Origin of the sequence: Neobacillus bataviensis LMG 21833 (assembly GCF_000307875.1) — a bacterium.
Taxonomy (GTDB): domain Bacteria; phylum Bacillota; class Bacilli; order Bacillales; family Cytobacillaceae; genus Neobacillus; species Neobacillus bataviensis.
Genome location: NZ_AJLS01000035.1, coordinates 162,559 through 180,557, shown reverse-complemented (window position 1 = coordinate 180,557; position 17,999 = coordinate 162,559). Strand labels below are relative to the sequence as shown.

The 17,999-nt window shown below is 40.9% G+C and carries 16 protein-coding genes; 3 read left to right on the top strand and 13 right to left on the bottom strand.

Annotated features, from left to right (window positions below):
- Positions 1-28: 28 nt before the first annotated feature.
- The 3 genes from BABA_RS03845 to BABA_RS03835 all read right to left on the bottom strand — a co-directional run bounded on the left by BABA_RS03845 (position 29) and on the right by BABA_RS03835 (position 4,071).
- Complete coding sequence (locus BABA_RS03845; RefSeq protein WP_007083819.1) at positions 29-1,618, bottom strand: class I adenylate-forming enzyme family protein; 1,590 nt, start codon at positions 1,616-1,618, stop codon at positions 29-31.
- Between the two features lie 23 nt (positions 1,619-1,641).
- Positions 1,642-2,406 (bottom strand): SDR family NAD(P)-dependent oxidoreductase, encoded by a 765-nt coding sequence (locus tag BABA_RS03840; protein ID WP_007083818.1) that lies wholly within the window; start codon positions 2,404-2,406, stop codon positions 1,642-1,644.
- A 234-nt stretch (positions 2,407-2,640) separates the two neighbouring features.
- Positions 2,641-4,071, bottom strand: a complete 1,431-nt coding sequence (locus tag BABA_RS03835) for a sigma-54 interaction domain-containing protein (RefSeq protein WP_007083817.1) — start codon at positions 4,069-4,071, stop codon at positions 2,641-2,643.
- A gap of 198 nt (positions 4,072-4,269) precedes the next feature.
- On the opposite strand from BABA_RS03835, the gene BABA_RS03830 reads away from it, so the two are divergent.
- The 3 genes from BABA_RS03830 to tnpA are packed head-to-tail and all read left to right on the top strand — an operon-like array spanning position 4,270 to position 5,124.
- Positions 4,270-4,566 (top strand): alpha/beta hydrolase, encoded by a 297-nt coding sequence (locus BABA_RS03830; RefSeq protein WP_007083816.1) that lies wholly within the window; start codon positions 4,270-4,272, stop codon positions 4,564-4,566.
- Between the two features lie 35 nt (positions 4,567-4,601).
- On the top strand, positions 4,602-4,970 hold the full coding sequence (locus tag BABA_RS03825; protein ID WP_476703713.1) for an alpha/beta fold hydrolase: 369 nt from the start codon (positions 4,602-4,604) through the stop codon (positions 4,968-4,970).
- Positions 4,936-5,124 (top strand): IS66 family insertion sequence element accessory protein TnpA, encoded by a 189-nt coding sequence (tnpA, locus tag BABA_RS28470; protein WP_420805975.1) that lies wholly within the window; start codon positions 4,936-4,938, stop codon positions 5,122-5,124. The genes BABA_RS03825 and tnpA overlap by 35 nt, the downstream gene beginning before the upstream one ends.
- 104 nt (positions 5,125-5,228) lie before the next feature.
- Here tnpA and BABA_RS03815 read toward each other — a convergent pair whose 3' ends face one another.
- From BABA_RS03815 to BABA_RS03770, 10 genes are all read right to left on the bottom strand, one after another.
- Positions 5,229-5,972, bottom strand: coding sequence for a glucose 1-dehydrogenase (locus BABA_RS03815; RefSeq protein WP_007083813.1), 744 nt, complete (start codon positions 5,970-5,972; stop codon positions 5,229-5,231).
- A 51-nt stretch (positions 5,973-6,023) separates the two neighbouring features.
- Positions 6,024-7,256, bottom strand: a complete 1,233-nt coding sequence (locus BABA_RS03810) for an acyl-CoA dehydrogenase (protein WP_007083812.1) — start codon at positions 7,254-7,256, stop codon at positions 6,024-6,026.
- A gap of 28 nt (positions 7,257-7,284) precedes the next feature.
- A complete protein-coding gene (locus tag BABA_RS03805; protein WP_007083811.1) occupies positions 7,285-8,265 on the bottom strand; it encodes an NADPH:quinone oxidoreductase family protein in 981 nt (326 codons plus the stop codon).
- 118 nt (positions 8,266-8,383) lie between these two features.
- Positions 8,384-9,166, bottom strand: a complete 783-nt coding sequence (locus tag BABA_RS03800; RefSeq protein WP_007083810.1) for an enoyl-CoA hydratase — start codon at positions 9,164-9,166, stop codon at positions 8,384-8,386.
- Positions 9,163-10,050, bottom strand: a complete 888-nt coding sequence (locus BABA_RS03795) for a 3-hydroxyacyl-CoA dehydrogenase family protein (protein ID WP_007083809.1) — start codon at positions 10,048-10,050, stop codon at positions 9,163-9,165. Before BABA_RS03795 ends, BABA_RS03800 begins: the two co-directional genes overlap by 4 nt.
- An 83-nt stretch (positions 10,051-10,133) precedes the next feature.
- Complete coding sequence (locus tag BABA_RS03790) at positions 10,134-11,309, bottom strand: thiolase family protein (RefSeq protein WP_007083808.1); 1,176 nt, start codon at positions 11,307-11,309, stop codon at positions 10,134-10,136.
- A gap of 45 nt (positions 11,310-11,354) precedes the next feature.
- A complete protein-coding gene (locus BABA_RS03785) occupies positions 11,355-12,917 on the bottom strand; it encodes an acyl-CoA carboxylase subunit beta (RefSeq protein WP_007083807.1) in 1,563 nt (520 codons plus the stop codon).
- Positions 12,914-14,590, bottom strand: coding sequence for an AMP-binding protein (locus tag BABA_RS03780; protein WP_007083806.1), 1,677 nt, complete (start codon positions 14,588-14,590; stop codon positions 12,914-12,916). Before BABA_RS03780 ends, BABA_RS03785 begins: the two co-directional genes overlap by 4 nt.
- Before the next feature lie 77 nt (positions 14,591-14,667).
- The gene (locus BABA_RS03775) at positions 14,668-16,398 is read right to left on the bottom strand and encodes an AMP-binding protein (protein WP_051185995.1); all 1,731 of its coding nucleotides are present in this window, start codon (positions 16,396-16,398) and stop codon (positions 14,668-14,670) included.
- Positions 16,399-16,412: 14 nt separating this feature from the next.
- Positions 16,413-17,969, bottom strand: a complete 1,557-nt coding sequence (locus BABA_RS03770) for an acyl-CoA carboxylase subunit beta (RefSeq protein WP_007083804.1) — start codon at positions 17,967-17,969, stop codon at positions 16,413-16,415.
- Positions 17,970-17,999: the final 30 nt, after the last annotated feature.

Genomic DNA, 17,999 nt, shown 5'->3' with positions numbered 1-17,999 from the left:
TGCATCTCTTCCTCTCTTTTATAAAAAATTAGTTGTTCTGTAAATTCTTCAGCTCATTCTTTATTATTTTCCCCGCCGCATTACGAGGCAGTTCGGATATAAATTCTACTAGTTTCGGAACTTTATAATTTGCTAATCTTTCTGCAACAAAGTCTCTTATTTCTTGGCTCTCAATGGTTGCGTTGGCCTTTGGGACAATCACCGCTTTGACAATTTCCCCAAAGAGAGGATCTGGAACTCCTACGACGGCCACTTCTAATACCTTTGGATGATTATAAAGAACATTCTCGACCTCAATTGAAAATATCTTTTCACCGCCACGATTAATTAAGTCTTTTTTTCGATCGACAATATAAACAAAACCATCTTCATCTATTTTTGCTAAGTCGCCGGAGCGCCAAAATTCATTATGAAATGACGTTTGGTTGGCAACCTCATTGTTCCAATAACCTTCAACGATCATGGGTCCTTTAATTAATAATTCACCCACTTCACCAGGTTTACATGGTTCATCCAAATCATTTACAACTCTCATTTCACCAACAGGAACAGAGAGTCCAACGGAAGCTACCTTTGACTCATTAAAGTTTTGCGGCATAATGGTTGCAGGAGAGGAGGTCTCAGTAGCTCCATATGCATTATGCAAGAACGAATTCGGAAAATACTTTTTCAATTTATAAATCGTTTCCGATGACATCGGAGCACCGCCGTATGCGATACAATTTACTTTTGAATAGCTGTATAATGAGAAATCTGAATGTGCCATCATCATAATGTAGATGGTTGGAACATTAAACAAAAAGGATACATTTTCTTCCACTGTTAATCGGATGTATTCTTCTGTCTTATACCTCCTCATAATAACGGATGTCCCCCCCACCTTAACCATGTGAAAAAGCTGGCCAATTAAGCCTGTAACATGAAAGAGAGGAACAGCGATTAAGGTTCTAGATTCGTCATTTGTCTTTAACACGTATTCATAATTGATTGCACTGTGAATCGCTCCTAAATGACTGCCAACCGCCCCTTTTGGAAGTCCAGTTGTTCCAGATGTATACATAATAAATAATGGATCTTCTTCCGTTACATGAACATCCGCAACTGAAGATGGTTGTTCTAAGATTTCAAAAGGCAAATAATCTTTTCTGTTTGGTGTTTTATTCCCCACTAAGAAAAAGTATTGAACATTTAAGATGGAATCAAGATCTCTCATGCTTTCGACCTTCTCTAAAAATTCATCATCCACAACCAAGATCTTGGTGCCAGATTGTTGAATCATAAATGAAAGTTCATTTTCTCTTAGTCTAGTATTTAAAGGCACCACAATCGCCCCTAATTTAGCACAAGCAAAAACGAGTAGACAAAATTCAATACTATTTCCTAATAAAAGTGCAACACGATCTCCCTTTTTTACACACAGGGAGTTCTGTAAATTACCGGCAATCTGCTCCACTTTTTCGTGCATATCTTTATACGTTAAGCGACTTCCATTCATCACAAGCGCCTCATGTGATGAATACTTTTGGGCAGTCTCTTTCAACATCGCGGGCAGGTTCTCAGGCCGATTCTCGAAGACTTTTACTTCACGATTAAAGTGGACTTCATTGATGATATTCATTCATTAACCTCCTAATCATTCCCTTAACGAGCAGTACAGCCGCCATCAACATTTAATATTTGGCCAGTAACATATGCTGATGTATCAGAGGCAAAGAAAACTACCGGTCCCACAAGATCCGATGTTTCTCCAATTCTTTTGATCATGCTGGCATTGATTATTTTCTCAGCCCGTTCAGGATTAGATAACCAATCATTGGTCATTGGTGTTTTTATGTAACCTGGTCCAATAGCATTAACGGTGATATTATAGGGGGCTAACTCTTCAGCCCAAACTTTTGTTACTTGGTTAATGCCTCCTTTACTAGCCGCATAGGATGTCTGGAATGGCATTCCAATTGTTCCTAAAATGGATGAGATGTTGATGATCTTTCCATAATTTTGTTTGATCATTTGTTTGGCACAAGCTTGTCCCACTAGAAAAAGTCCTTTTAAATTGACCGTTAAAACTTGATCCCAATCGCTTTCTTCTACATCAACTAACAGCTTACGGATATTCATTCCTGCGTTGTTCACTAAGATATCAAGCGAGCCGAATTGATCAACAATTCGATTGACTAGCAGTTCCACCTGATCCTTTTTCGTCACATCACAAGGAATATAGGCTGCTTCAATATCTTCTTCCTTTAACTGGGCAACAGCCTTTTCCCCTTCTTCAACTCCTCGGCTGGAAATAACAAGCGTGGCACCATAACGCCCTAATGCCTGAGCCATGCTAAATCCAATCCCTTTACTTCCTCCTGTAACGAGGGCAACCTTGCCTTTTAAATCAAATGTTGGTAAATTCATTCCCTTCATTCCCCTTCATCTTCTTTTATTTGTGGTCGTGCTATTTATTATTAATGCAAATATTGTGCCAACTTTCCGTATTATGAGAAAATAAAAAATAATTCGACATATTGTTACAAAAATACAGATATTTCTTCCTTTATCAACATTAATATATTGATAATTCTTCAGTTTCTAATTAAGTGTACTGAAAAAAGCCAACGATTGAACGTTGACTTTTGATTCCTTTTTTCATCAAAAACCTAATTTCTGCATTTTTTTTACCAGGGCTGATTGGCTAATCCCTAATTCTTTTGCAGCTTGGCGTGTGGTTTTTGATTTTTCCATTTGCTCTTTGATTAGCTTTCGCTCAACATTCGCAATAATTTCCTTTAATTTCCCCGTTTCTGTCTTTTTACGAGGTTTTCCTTGTAACATACTAGCTGGTAAATCTTGCATCTCTATTTCCTCATTGTCTGTTGTTACTACTAATCTTTCGATTAAATTTTCTAACTCTCTAATATTCCCTGGCCAGCGATATTCTTCGAAAAAATGAATGATTTCATGATGAAACCTTTTATTTAACTTATTCTTTTTATTAGTTTTATTTAAAAAATAGAAGGCAAGTGGAACAATATCTGCTATCCTTTCTCTTAAGGGGGGCACCTTTATAGGAACTATATTCAGCCGGTAATAAAGATCCCTTCTAAAATCATTTTTATCTACCATTTCTTCTAAATTCATATGTGTCGCTGAAATGACCCTTACATCAATTTTAAAGCTTTTTCTTCCGCCAACCCGCATGATTTCAAATTCTTGGAGAACCCTTAATAATTTCACCTGAAGATCGATTGGCATGTCGCCAATTTCATCTAGAAATATAGTCCCCCCGTCCGCTTGTTCAAACAAACCGGGCTTTCCCTGACTATCAGCGCCAGTAAACGCGCCCTTTTCATAGCCAAATAATTCAGATTCCAGCAAGTGTTTTGGTATGGCACCACAATTCACTTTAATCAATGGTTTATTTGCCCGATCACTTTCTTGATGGAGATAATTCACAATCACTTCTTTCCCTACTCCAGACTCTCCTAAAATAAGGACAGTTGAATTAACCTTAGCTACCTTCCTTGCAAGATGAAAAACCTTCATTATTTCTTGGCTTTGACCGATAATTCCATCAAGATGCATATGTATTAATTCTCTCTTTTTTAATTCTTCAATTTCATAGATATACTGTTCCGTCAATCTTTTTGAGTGCAGCAGCTCAGTTTTCATATAATTTAAATCAGATATATCCCTTACGTTTGTTACAACATAGGTAATTTTCCCGTTAAGGTCAAATACAGGATTACCTGTTACTAATAATTCCTTGCCTCGAACGGTTTGAATAATCGTTTGAGCCGTTTTTTCCTCTAAAACCTTTATCGTAACAGATTCTGAAACTAGCCCTTCTTTTACCACAGTCATCATGTTCTTTCCAAGTAGCTCTTGGCTTTCTACACCAGTAATTCTTGAGTAAGCGGAGTTAACCATAACTCCCACACCATCACTGTCTGCAACGTAAATACCATCGTAACTTGATTGAAAAATGGAAACTAGGATGGTGTCAATATCGGATTTATTCACACGATCAAGCTTCGTATTCTCAGACATGGAAATATTCTCATCCGTATATTCAATTGTCATTTGGTACTCCCTCTCCGTTCGATAGAATTGAAAGCGCTGCTTTGTCATGTGTTTTTTAGAAAAAAAAGAGTTGATTACTTTTTAAATCAAATTTTATGTATGATTCTTTATCGAATCGTTCACACTATATAATTCTCCAAATATGGTAAAATTCCCTTTATTTTTATTATTTTTTCAAAAGAGTTCAAAGTATAAAAAATGGAAACCAAAAATATTTCGTTCTTTTCTAACAATGAATCTGCACATGTTTTTGGTATTTCCATGGGTGGAATGATTGCCCAACGATTGGCATTTGCTTATCCAGATCGGATTCGTTCATTAGTATTGGGCTGTTCCACAGCAGGTGGGACTCCCCATATACAACCTTCTCCTGAAATATCTGAATTAATGGTGGCACGAGCTGCTCTAACTGGCACCCCTGAAGAAAATGCATGGGCGGCTGCCCCCATTGTTTATAGTCAGGCTTTTATTCATGCACATCCGGAATTATTCTAGGAAGATATTGAAAAACGAATTGAAATTGTAACCCCATCACACTGTTATTTATCACAACTTCAAGCATGTCTTGCCATGATACCTCAAACGAATTAGGTGATATTAAAATCCCAACCCTAGTAATCCATGGTGATGCTGATGAATTGGTTCCTTATAGAAATGGGGAAAACTTTGCTAAAAATATTCAAGGGGCTGAGCTTTTTACTGTTCCAGGTGCCGGCCACATTTTCTTTACCGAAGCGACAGAGATTGTAAACAACAAGGTTATACAATTCTACGCAATAAGGAAACAAAGCCGGGAAGACATTCCCGGCTTTTTCCTTTATTTAAAAAGTGAGCGTCAAACTGCCCCCATCTCGTTAAATTACGATGTCTATGATATATTCTCATCAAGAAACAATTAATAGAGAAGTTTTTTTAATGTCCAAAACTGAACTAAGAAAGGAATGGGAACGGCGGTTTGCTGTTTTTAGGGCATGTGGACAGACCCAAGCGAAATGGTGTGCAGCTAATGGTTTGAAAATTCACAAGTTTAAAGTACTGGTTAAAGAGAATTGAAGATTCCATATCATTGGTTTCTCTATCAGCAAATAAAAATGCACCTTCCTAAGTATTAAATAGGAAGGTATCAAAAAAATTAAATATCAATAAATGGAGAGTTACTATAGATTAAGTGTACCGCCATCAACTACAATTGTTTCTCCTGTAATAAAGGAAGATTCATCGGAAGCAAGGAATAAAATCGTATTAGCAATTTCCCCAGGCTGACCGATTCGATTTAATGCATTAGCTTTAGATAAAACTTGCCATTTTTTTGTTTTTTTCCACTCTTCCACCATATCGGTATCAATAATTCCAGGAGCAATTGCATTCACACGAATATTCTTTTTACCAAATTCTGTTGCAGCAGTCTTTGTAAGCGCGATGACACTGCTCTTAGAAGCGGAATAGGCGGCAACTAGCTTTTGGCCTTTAATACCTGCAATGCTAGCTGTGTTTACGATGGTTCCTCCTGAGTCCATCTTTGGAATTGAATATTTCATTCCTAGAAACACACCGGTAGTGTTGATATCGAAAACTTCCTGCCATTCTTCAAGCGAAACATCCGGTATTTTTTTCTCATCACTTTTTACACCAGCGTTGTTTATGAAGATGTCAAGTTTCCCAAAAAGATCAATCGCTTTTTGGATCATATGCTTCACTTCTTCTGGTTTGGTCATATCCACACGAACAAACTCCGCTTCACCGCCAATTTCCTTAATTAATTGAACAGTTTTGATACCCGCTTCTTCTCTAAAATCAGCTACCAGGATCTGAGCACCTTCCTTAGCAAATCTGACAGCAGTTGCTCTCCCAATGCCTCCTCCGCCTCCAGTAATAATGGCTACTTTATTCTCTAAACGCATATTATCACCCCGTTTTCAATTTTATTCATTAAACTGTTTCAAATTTGTTGATTAATGGATTGCAGCAAGATCTGCTGATTGATATTTTCGTAGTTCTAATTTAGCAATTTGGCGTCGATGAACTTCATCGGGACCATCTGCAAGCCTTAACGTACGAGCGTTCGCCCAATGATAGGCAAGATTGAAATCGTCACTTACACCAGCTGCACCAAAAGCTTGAATGGCCCGGTCAAGCACACGCAGAGCCATATTTGGCGCAACCACTTTAATCATGGCAATTTCTGTTTTTGCTTCCTTATTTCCAACTGTGTCCATCTTATAGGCTGCTTTTAATGTCAATAAACGCGCTTGTTCTATTTCAATTCGTGAATCTGCAATCCACTCTTGAACAACACCTTGTTCAGCTATTTTTTTTCCAAAAGCAGTTCGACTAAGAACTCGCTTTGATAAGTCCTCCAACGCACGTTCAGCTAGACCAATTAATCTCATACAGTGATGAATCCGTCCAGGCCCAAGTCGTCCTTGAGCAATTGCGAATCCTTTGCCTTCTTCCCATAATATATTTTCAGCAGGCACCCGTACATTTTCATATACGATTTCCGCATGGCCATGTGGTGCATCATCATAACCAAACACAGGTAGTAATCGTTCGATCTTAACTCCTGGTGTGTCTAACGGAACAAGAATCATCGACTGCTGTTCATACGAAGGGGCGGTTGGATCATTTTTCCCCATTACAATTGCAATCTTGCACCGCGGATCACCTGCACCTGAAGACCACCATTTCCTTCCATTGATGACAAATTCATCGCCATCTCTTCTAATACTAGTGTTAATATTGGTTGCATCACTCGAAGCTACATCTGGCTCAGTCATGGAAAAGCATGAACGAATCTCACCTGCTAGAAGGGGCTCAAGCCATTGTTTTTTTTGGATTTCTGTCCCATAGCGGACAAGTACTTCCATGTTTCCTGTATCTGGTGCATTACAATTAAATACTTCCGGTCCAATCACAGATCGGCCCATGATTTCACAAAGAGGGGCATACTCAAGATTGGTTAAGCCTGCCCCATATTCACTTTCTGGTAAGAACAAATTCCATAATCCATTTTCTTTTGCCTTCTCTTTAAGTTCATCCATAATTGGCGGAATATCAGACCAGCGAGTTTTCTGTTGCTTCAACTGTTCCTGATATACCTTTTCGTTTGGATAAACATACTCCTCCATAAAATTAATGACCTTTTTCTGCAGTGTTACTACTTTTTCTGAATAAGAAAAATTCATCCTTTTCATCCCCTAATTATTTATTTCCCTAAGGCAAAGCAACTAATTTTCCATATGTTTGACGATCTGCCAACACCTCTAATGCCGTAGGGACTTCGTTAAAACCATACTCTCGATAAATTAATGGTTTAATCAACCCTTGTTCATAGAGCCCCATTAGATCTTCGTGGATTTCAATCACCTTTTCCGGATTCAATCTGCGGAACAACCCCCAATGGACTCCGACAATGGAATAGTTTTTAATCAACGCATGATTAACTGGAGCATCTGGAATTCGACCGCTTGCAAATCCGATGACCAATAGACGTCCATCAAAAGCGATACATTTTCTTGATTGGTCAAAAACATCGCCTCCGACAGGATCATAAATGACATCGGCTCCACGACCATTAGTTTCTTTTTTCACAATGTCAACAAAGTTTTCAGTTTGATAATCAATGGCGATATCCGCTCCAAGGTCTTTACATAATTGAACCTTTTCAGGGCTGCCAGCGGTTGCAATAATTTTTGCTCCTCTTGCCTTGCCAAGCTGAATGGCAGCTGAGCCCACTCCGCCAGCTCCTGCATGGACTAATAGAACTTCCCCCTTTTGAATATTTGCACGGTGATATAGCGCATAGTAAGAAGTTTGATAGGTAATAAACATGGAAGCAGCATCACTTGAGGACATCGACTCTGAGATGGCATAAACGGACTCTTCCGAAACACTTACCCATTCAGCTAAGCCACCGTTAGGTAATGCTGGAGTTGCAACTACACGCTGACCTACTTTAAATTTGCTTCCTTCTTCGACTGCACGGACAATCCCGGAAATCTCGGCACCGGGGGTAAAGGGAGTCGGCGGCTTCTCCTGATATTTTCCTTGACAAAGTAAAATATCAAAAAAATTAAGGGAGGAAGCATCGACTTGAATTAATAGTTTCCCCTTTTCAATGGTAGGAACAGTTAATTCCTTCAATTCTAAAACATCTTTAGGGTCTCCCAATTGATTAACAATCCAACTTTTCATCTAAACTTCCTCCTAAGGCAGATTTCTGTTTTTTACTTTGGTAATTATTTGAAAACACGAACAGCAATTTCTCCGGATTAGCAATTTTCTTAAACTTCCCAGCCCTCCATTTCATTGACTATTTATGGGCAAAAATTGGCTTTCTTTTTTCAATAAATGCCAAAACCCCTTCTTTTACATCTTCTGTTAAAAAGACTTCTGCAAACAGCTCGGCTTCTCTTTCAACCCCAGCTTGAAATTCCATGTTTGTTCCTTCATCTACCGCTTTCTTAATCCGGGATAGCGCTTGAAGGGAATATCCGCTGATTTTCTTAGCCATCGTCAAAGCTACTTTCATTCCTTCACCAGTTCCAACAACATGATTTACTAATCCCAATTTTTCAGCTTCGTGAGCCGTTATAGGATCTCCTACAAACATAAGTTCCTTTGCTTTAGCTTCACCTACAATTCTAGGCAGGCGCTGGGTACCGCCGCCGCCTGGAAAGATTCCTAATTTTATTTCCGGCAAGCCGATTTGAACATGCTCTTCTGCAATACGGATATCACAAGTGATGGCAAGCTCACATCCGCCGCCAAAGGTCAGTCCATTTAAGACAGCAATTGTCGGTTTAGGCAGGAAATCAATTTGATTAAAGACGGCGTGTTGCTCCAAGATGGTGTCTTTCATACCTTTTTTACCAATAGATTGGGGGAATTCTTTAATATCCGCCCCCGCCATAAAAGCCCTGCTCCCGGTACCAGTCAAAATCACCACAATAATTTCGTTATCATGGGCTATTTCATCGAAAATACCCCTTAACTGGTTCGTTACCTGACTGCTCAACACGTTTAAGGGTGGATTATCAATCGTTACAATCGCAATATGTTCATTTTTTTCCAGCTTTACTAATTGATTTTTCATTTTACTTTCACCCCTGATTCTTCATATATATACCAACCCTTGCCAGTCTTCCTGCCCAGGGTTCCTGCGGACACTTTTTCTTCCAAACTCGCTGGAGGTTTATCATCGATTTTTCCAGTTTCTTTATATTTTTCTAATAGTGCAAAATAGCCAACATCGATACCCGATAGATCCATTAGTTCAAAAGGGCCTAATGGATGGTTTAGTGACTTCCTCACAATGATATCTATGTCTTTATAATCACAAATTCCTTCCTCGTATAGCCTAAGTGCCTCATTGTTTAGAGCGAATAACAAACGATTAGCAACAAAGCCCCATGTTTCTTTACGCAATAATACCCCAGTTCGATTAATTTTTTTACAAACAGCCAATGCGATATTAGCCGTTTCATCAGATGTAGTATCACTCATCACAACTTCTACACAATCCATTACTAAAGCAGGAAAAAAGAAATGCATATTACACACTTTATCCGGTCTGGACGTGACAAAAGCAATTTTTGAGCTGGCAATCGTGGAGCTATTGGATGCCAAAATGGCATGAGATGGAGCCAGTCTGTCCACAGCAGTAAAAAGTTCACGCTTTACATCAAGCTTTTCGACAACGGCTTCAATCACAAAATCTGTATTGTCCACTGCCTCTATTAAACTAGTAGTAAAAGACAACCGTCCAAAGGCTTCCTCTAAGCCATCTTTACTAACTTTTCCTTTTTGTATCCACTTTCCCATCTGGAAATTTAGATTTTCTTTTGCTTTATCCAAAGCTTTTTCATCGATATCATAGATGGTGGCTGAAAAACCGCCTAGTACACATAACATGGCAATCTGATGTCCCATGGATCCTGCACCAAGTACAGCAATATGCTTTACTTCCTTAATATCCACTATCTTCTCCCCTTTCGAATACTAACTGGTTAGTATATGGACTGTATTTCAGTCATCAACAAGTTGACATACACTATTGTTTCTTATCCTTCTCGTTCAATCAGCGTTGCAATTCCTTGCCCGCCGCCAATGCAGGCCGTAATAATTGCCGTGTGTTTATTGGTTCTTTGTAATTCGTAGATGGCTTTCGTTAGTAGGATGGCTCCTGTTGCTCCCAGTGGGTGACCATGGGCAATTGCCCCGCCGTTTCCATTTAGTTTTTCTTCCGGGATTTCCAGCTCTCGATTGCAGGCAATGACTTGAGAGGCAAATGCTTCGTTTAATTCTACAATGTCAATATCATCCAATCTTAAACCTGCGCGTTTTAATAGCTTTCTAGTTGCTGGGACTGGACCAATTCCCATAATGTTTGGATCTACACCACTTACGGCATAGTCACGGACAACGGCAAGCGGCTTCAAACCTAATTCAGAAGCTTTTTCACGGGACATCAACACTAAAGCACTGGCCGCATCATTAAGTCCTGAACTGCTTCCAGCTGTAACCGTTCCACCTTCCAAAAAGGCGGGTGGCAGTTTTGCTAAACCTTCCAATGTAGTATTTGGTCTTGGATGCTCATCCACTGTGAAAGTGATTGGCGCTCCTTTTCTTACTGGAATATCAATTGGCACAATTTGTTGTTTAAAGAATTCCTGTTCCATAGCTGCTGCCATTCTTTGTTGGCTTCTAAGTGAATATGCATCCTGTTCTTCTCTAGAAATGTTATATTTTTTCACAAGATTTTCGGCCGTGATTCCCATCGGCGGATCACCAATTTCCTTCGGTGATAGTTGGGCCGAGCGGAATCTTGGCGGCACTGGACTATAGGCTTTTGTTGGACGGTCCATTAAATAGGGCGCTCGACTCATACTTTCAGTTCCACCTGCTACGTAAATATCTCCTGCTCCGGATTTTATGGCTTGCGCCGCTAAATTCACAGCATTGATACCTGAACCGCATTGGCGATCAATGGTTAATCCCGGAATTTCAAGGGAAAGACCTGTTTGTAATGCGGTTAATCTAGCAATGTTACCGCCACCGCTTAGCACATTTCCAAAAATAACATCCTCCACTTGATTGGCGTTTACACCTGCTCGACTTAATGCTTCTCTGATTACCCCTGCACCAAACTCATAAGCATTCAGACTAGCCAATGCTCCCCCTTGCCTTCCAATCGGGGTCCTTACCGCTGACACGATTACTGCATCTCTTTTAGACATTCCTTTTCCTCCTTCATATTTTTATTTATTTCCTCATTTCATCTATTAAAATCCCGTAGGCCAATTCGCTAATCTCCGTTCACTTTTCGATCCATTTTTTATCATGGCAAATTCTAACGTTTTACAAAGGAATTTCCGTGTTTCCCGCGGATCAATCACATCATCAATGAGATGTTTAGCTGCCGCTTTATAGGGGGAACTATCAAATGCCCACTTTTCAAGAAGCTCTTGACGGACTTCTTTGGCATTATCCAGCCCTTGCAGCTGGCGGCCATAGACGACATTGATTCCAACTTCCGGCCCGGTAAAATTGATTTCTGCTGTTGGCCATGCCACAACAAAATCTGCTCCCATGGTGGGACCACACATGTTTCCATAAGCTGCTCCGACACTTTTTCGAATAACCACCGAAATTTTTGGAACCGTTGATTGAGCGAGCGCTTGATTCCATACCATAATTTTTGAAGGAATCTTCATTTTCTCAGCTTCATTACTAATCCGGAAACCAGGGGTATCATGAAGGAAAATCATTGGAATATGAAAGGAGTCACATAGACAGATAAAATCAGTTGCCTTTTCACATTCCTGTACGCCAGATGCCCCGGCATATTTTATTGGCTGATTGGCAATGACACCAACCGTTCTTCCATTCATTCTGGCAAAAACAGTTATGAGTGCCGGACCATAAAGCGCCTTATATTCAAAAAACTGCCGGTTATCGACGATTTCAGTAATGATTTTCTTCATATCATAAGCGCGGTTCATTTTATTTGGCAAAATATCCAAAACCCGGTCTACCCTACGGTAAGGGTCATCTCCCATTTCTTTATACGGCGGCTCCTCTGTTCCGTTTAGCGGCATGTAACTAAAGTAATCCTTCATTTGCGCAATACATTCTTCCTCCGTATCACCAAAAGCATCCACTTGCCCGGTTTGAGTGGCATGGACTTTCCAGCCGCCTAGCTCTTCGGTAGAGACTTGCTGTCCGGTCGCCATTTCAATCATTCTTGGTCCGGCAACAGCCATGCAGGTCCCTTTTAACTGTGAGACAAAATCAGATGATACAGCCGTCCAGGTTGGACCTCCAAAGCTATTACCGAGAATACTAGTAATAGACGGAACCTGTCTGCCATGGGTTAACATCTCATTTGGAAAAAGTTTATCGCTAATTCCATCTGATCCCATACCATCCGGCATTCTTAGACCGCCGCCTTCATGCAGGTAAAACATGGGCAGCCCGCGTTTTAGTGCATATTGATGGATGGAAACGGCTTTCCGCATATGAACAGCGCCTTCCGTTCCCGCAAATACGGTTTTATCACCAGCTTGAACGACAATGGGTCTCCCATCCACTTTTGCAATTCCAGCGATTAGCCCATCACCGGCGCTTTTCTCTTCCGATCCAACCATGTCAGAATGATTATGCATCCCGATTTCTAAAAACGAGTCAGGATCAACTAGCAGGTCAATCCTTTCTCTGGCTGTATAAAAACCGGCCTCATGCTGGCGCCTAATTTTCGCATCTCCACCATTTAACTTGGCTCGTTCTTTTCTTCGCAATAAGTCATCTACTGCTTCTTTAACCAAACTCTTTTCTTGATCAATCACTTTTTCACGTCCTTTGCTTGCGGTTCTTTCAGAAGCCTCCTTAACACTTTACCTGAGCTTGTTGCCGGCAGCGCATCGAGGAATTCTACAAATCTCGGATACTTGTAAGCAGCCATTTTTTCATTTGCCCAACGAATCATTTCATTCTCGGAAATCTTGCCTGCATATTCAGGTTTTAACACAATGAAGGCCTTAACACTCTCACCTCTAATTGGATCCGGGACCCCAATTACAGCACTTTGCTGGATGCCTGGATGTTCATTTAGCAATGCTTCCACATCTTCTGGGAACACACTATAGCCTGAACTTTTAATCATTTCTTTGATCCGGCCGTGAAAATATAAATAGCCATCCTCATCCAGGCTGCCGATATCACCGGTGTGAACCCAGCCGTCTCGAAGTGTTTCTGCCGTAGCGTCAGGTCTATCTAGATATCCTTTAAAAACTCCCGGGTTTTTTAGAACAATTTCACCCTTTTCACCAGGTCCAACCGGTTTCCCTGTTTCAAAATCTACTATTTTTAACTCTGTATTAAAGGTTGGAATTCCGCAGCTTCCCCACTTGATTCGATTGAGCGGCATAAACGTATCGCATGTATGTGTCTCACTTAAGCCATAGGACGCTTCATGCATAATGCAGCCTTTCGTTAGTTCCTTCCATTGATTCGCTAATTGTTCAGTAACGGGAATTCCAAAACTCGTAGAAGAGTTTCTTTTTAAAGAAGATAAATCTCTGTTTTCAATTCCCGGTAAATTTAAAATCGCCACATTCATTGGTGCAATACTATACCAATTCGTTATTTGATATTTTTCAATCGCCTCTACGATTGCAGTGGGGTCGAAACGCGTTAAAATGTTGCACTCCGCGCCGCTATAGACAGGTATATTCACACCCATTACCATACCTGCAATATGACACAACGGGGCGACTGTCAAGTAACGACCCTCCAAATCAAATTGATTTGCATGGATAGTGGCAGCTGTTTTAAACAGTGCACTGCCATACGGCAACATGGCTGCTTTTGGTCTGCCTGTTGTTCCAGATGTAAAAACCATCAACCCAATATCATTCCACAAGTCAATTTTTACTTGATTTGCATATGGTTCATGGTCATGAAGCACCTGTATAAAATCAAAAGTATGCTCCGTATGCTGCTTTTTCAAACTTAGTTCATCCGGTATTGGCAAAGTGGTGTTTTCTGGGAGATAATCAGCATAATTAGTCGTCACGACAAATTCGACCGAAGCAGTCTTCGGACGAACCGCTCCAATTAAAGCTTGCAGTTCTTCGCCTGCTACAACAGCTTTCACGCTTGCCTCATTAATTAAGTACTCGAGCTCTGATTCTTTATACATCGGGTTTAACGGGACGACGATTCCCCCCAAGCGCTGTATTCCGTAATGAGCGATAATGTATTGAGGACAGTTTTGCATAAATAAAGCGATTCGGTCCCCTTTTTCTACCCCTTTACTCGCCAAAAATTGCGCGAATCTGCCAATTGATTCATTGAGTTCCTGCCATGACACATCTCTGCCATAAAATGAATAGGCTTTTTTTTGGGGCGTATCGATGGCATTCTGCATGACATATTCATGTAATGGTCTTTCCCCTAAGCGGTAGGTTAGTGTTTTATCGACTTCTTTAGGCCAGCTTTTTTGTAAAAGATCTTTCATAGTTCATTTATACCTCCCAAACTAATAAGCAGAATACGAAAAGGGTTAGTGAATCCTCCGTTATTTTCAGATAACACCTATTGGGGAACCCTTAAACGTAACTCAGCCATTAATTGCTGCTGCAATTTATATTTTTCTACCTTATTTGTTGGTGTACGTGGGATTTCATCTGTAAAACGAACATGCTTGGGCCACATGTATTTGGGCATCTTATCTTTTACCCATTCATGTAATTGTGCTTCAGTTAAACTAGACCCTGTATTCCTGACTACATATACCGCCACATCATCCTCATCCCCTACTTCTGCCGGTATCGGAAATGCTGCAGTAAGATTGATCTCGGGATGTCCATTGATAATATCCTCCAACTGATAAGAAGAAATTTTCTCACCCCGGCATCGAATGACTCCACCTAGCCGATCAACGAAATAGTACTTTCCGTCTTCCCCTAGGTAGGCGGCATCCCCGGTGTGGAACCAAAGATTACGAAAAGACTTGACAGTTGATTCTGGCTTATTAAAATATTCAGATAATATTAGATGCGGTAAATGAGGACGAAGGGCCAATTGCCCTACTTCACCACTAGGAACCTCTACATCATTGTCATCAAGAATGGCGGCATCAAAGTAATATGGTGTCGTTCCCATATAGCCTTTTTTCTTCACTTGTTTTCCAACCATTATCGGAATATTGTTAAGCTCACATTGATCCATAATTTCCTGGCGGGATAGACCTTTATAAAGAGATGGTGGAGTTCCTTCGCCTTCCTCCGTTTCAAGAATAATACTAATTAACGGATTTCCTGTTTCTGTTTGGCCAAATCCAGCCGTCACAATATCAAAACCAAAGCTTTGAGCAACTTCGTGATGATTGAGCGGAAGTGGCTGCATATGGACTTTATTTAAAGTATTGGATCGATCGTTTTCACTTGGCTCAGGATTAACCAGCCATGGAATCATTACATCTAACAGTGTAACCATCGTCGCTTTACACTTATGAATCCGGTTCCAAAACTGTTGGGGGCTGAATTTATCCCATAGTCCCACGGTGCAGCCCTCATAGACTGCCTTTGCTACATTAAAGAAGGCACCACCTACATGGTAAAGTGGCAGGTCATTATAGATGACATCCTCTGATGACATCATCTGCCTGCTTCCAGCTGTGTAGCCATTAATCCAGCGATGTGATTGAACCACACCTTTAGCTGGTCCAGTGGTTCCGGAAGTATAAATAATATTAGCCGTATCCCAATAGTTTATTTCTACATCCAGGTTACTATTTTCACCCTGTAGGAAAAGATCAAGTGGGATTTCCTGATAATTTGGGTGCAGGGGCAGCGCTGCAAGTTCCGCTGAATAATCATGATCTCCTTCTTTAGGGTTATGAATCACGGTGCAGATCCCGCCGGCTTCTAAGGATATTTCATTTAATACAGGCACCTTTGACCGTTCCGTTATCAACAATTTGGGCTTCGTATCGTTTAACTGATAGCTTAATAGTTTGCCGCGGTAATTAAAATTGATGGGACTGAATACTGCTCCACATTTCCAAATTCCGAACATAACCATGATCGTAATATATGGATTATTTAAAAAAACAGAAATACGGTCACCTTTTTGAATGCCTTGGTCCATAAGAGAATGGCCAATGCTATTCGTCAATTGGTGAAATTGTTGATACGAAATACGTTTCTCATCTTCCCCGTAGTATAGAAATGTTTTCTCTCCCGCTGTTTTAGCCCAGTATTCCAAGCCTTTTGTAACAACTTCTTCTGGAAAGGTCCCTTCCATTAATGGATTCAATAACATTACCTCCTTTTGAATTATGGACGCATCCCATGACTGGATGGACCTAGCATTTGCGGAAGAAGTGCATACGCATCCTTTACCCATTCACAAACAATTGGCCGGGTATCTCGTGGATCAATAATTTCTTCCACACCGAAGGCTTCAGCCGTACGGAAAGGCGAGCGTACTGACTCCATTCGCTCAAGCAATTCCTTTAATAATTCTTGCGGATTGTCGCTTTCTTCTAACTCACGGCGATAGGCCACCTGTACACCACCTTCAACAGGGAGTGAACCCCAATCGCCAGATGGCCATGCATATCGTAGATTTAATCCGTGGCCATTTGTCATCCCAGCTCCCCCGACACCAAAAACACGGCGCATAATGATTTCAATCATCGGAACTTTGGCCTGATAAATAGCCGCAATGGCACGAGCCCCTTTTCGAATCGTTCCCTTTAATTCATTTGGAAGACCAATCACCATCCCTGGCTGGTCTACTAAATTAACAATCGGTAAATGGAAGGTTTGACATAGATCTACAAATCTCTCAATTTTTTCACAACTCTCAGCTGTTAACCCTCCCCCGCTCACATAAGGGTCTGAGGCTAATACGCCAACCGGATGGCCGTCAAGGCGGGCAAAACAGGTAAGCGTGCCGCCGCCATAATAGCGCCCCATCTCAAAAATGGAGTCTTGATCAAAAATAAGCGGGAGAATTTCACGAATTTTATAGGGCGACCTTCTGTTTCTTGGGATAACAGAAATTAATCGTTCCTCCCTGCGGTTTGCATGGTCTGTACATGTTTGTACCGGAGGAAGCTGCCATACGTTGGATGGCAGATATGATAAGAATCTTCTGGTCTGCTCAAAAGCGTCTTCTTCCGAACTGGCAATATTATCAATGGCCCCGCTCGAACGGTGGACTTGAACTCCGCCTAATTCTTCTTTTGTTAGATTCTGGCCCATGCCATATTTAACAACAGGTGGACCAGCAACAAATAATTGTGCGATTTCCTCTACCATGACGGAAAAATGTGAAGCGACTACTCTAGCTGCTCCTAGCCCTGCAACCGATCCCAGACACAGGGCCACAACAGGAACACGTTCCATATTTGAAACAACTAGATTCCAAGCAGGATTGACCGGAACGTATGTATGGCCTTCGGTATCCAGAAATTTAACACTTCCTCCGCCGCCTGTACCATCAACGAGGCGGATGAGCGGCAGCTGGAGGTCGTGCGCCATCTTCTCCGAATAAATCTGCTTTCCCATGATGGCTCCGTCTGCTGCACCCCCGCGAATGGTAAAGTCATCACCCCCAAGGACCACTTTTCGTCCATTAATCCTTCCCGTTCCCACTAAAAAATTGGCTGGTGTAAAATCAATTAGTTTTCCATTTTCATCGTATTTTGCTTTTCCGGCAAGCGCACCCGTTTCATGAAAGGTATCTTCATCTAGCAAACAAGCAATCCGTTCTCTTACGGTTAATTTACCTTGTGCATTGTGTTTATTTACTCGTTCCTCCCCACCCATTTGCTGGGCAATGGCCTCACGGCGATGAAGTTCCTTAATTTCCGGCTCCCATGTCATTTCGATTAACTCCTCCTTTATTTCTCTTAT

What these genes read in the sequence shown, in the direction of transcription:
- BABA_RS03775 (WP_051185995.1), bottom strand. Translation starts at nt 16,398, where the DNA reads ATGTTATTGAATCCATTAATGGAAGGGACCTTTCCAGAAGAAGTTGTT.
- BABA_RS03800 (WP_007083810.1), bottom strand. Translation starts at nt 9,166, where the DNA reads ATGAAAAATCAATTAGTAAAGCTGGAAAAAAATGAACATATTGCGATT.
- tnpA (WP_420805975.1), top strand. Translation starts at nt 4,936, where the DNA reads ATGTCTATGATATATTCTCATCAAGAAACAATTAATAGAGAAGTTTTT.
- BABA_RS03840 (WP_007083818.1), bottom strand. Translation starts at nt 2,406, where the DNA reads ATGAATTTACCAACATTTGATTTAAAAGGCAAGGTTGCCCTCGTTACA.
- BABA_RS03845 (WP_007083819.1), bottom strand. Translation starts at nt 1,618, where the DNA reads ATGAATATCATCAATGAAGTCCACTTTAATCGTGAAGTAAAAGTCTTC.
- BABA_RS03805 (WP_007083811.1), bottom strand. Translation starts at nt 8,265, where the DNA reads ATGAAAAGTTGGATTGTTAATCAATTGGGAGACCCTAAAGATGTTTTA.
- BABA_RS03835 (WP_007083817.1), bottom strand. Translation starts at nt 4,071, where the DNA reads ATGACAATTGAATATACGGATGAGAATATTTCCATGTCTGAGAATACG.
- BABA_RS03790 (WP_007083808.1), bottom strand. Translation starts at nt 11,309, where the DNA reads ATGTCTAAAAGAGATGCAGTAATCGTGTCAGCGGTAAGGACCCCGATT.
- BABA_RS03780 (WP_007083806.1), bottom strand. Translation starts at nt 14,590, where the DNA reads ATGAAAGATCTTTTACAAAAAAGCTGGCCTAAAGAAGTCGATAAAACA.
- BABA_RS03830 (WP_007083816.1), top strand. Translation starts at nt 4,270, where the DNA reads ATGGAAACCAAAAATATTTCGTTCTTTTCTAACAATGAATCTGCACAT.
- BABA_RS03810 (WP_007083812.1), bottom strand. Translation starts at nt 7,256, where the DNA reads ATGAATTTTTCTTATTCAGAAAAAGTAGTAACACTGCAGAAAAAGGTC.
- BABA_RS03770 (WP_007083804.1), bottom strand. Translation starts at nt 17,969, where the DNA reads ATGACATGGGAGCCGGAAATTAAGGAACTTCATCGCCGTGAGGCCATT.
- BABA_RS03815 (WP_007083813.1), bottom strand. Translation starts at nt 5,972, where the DNA reads ATGCGTTTAGAGAATAAAGTAGCCATTATTACTGGAGGCGGAGGAGGC.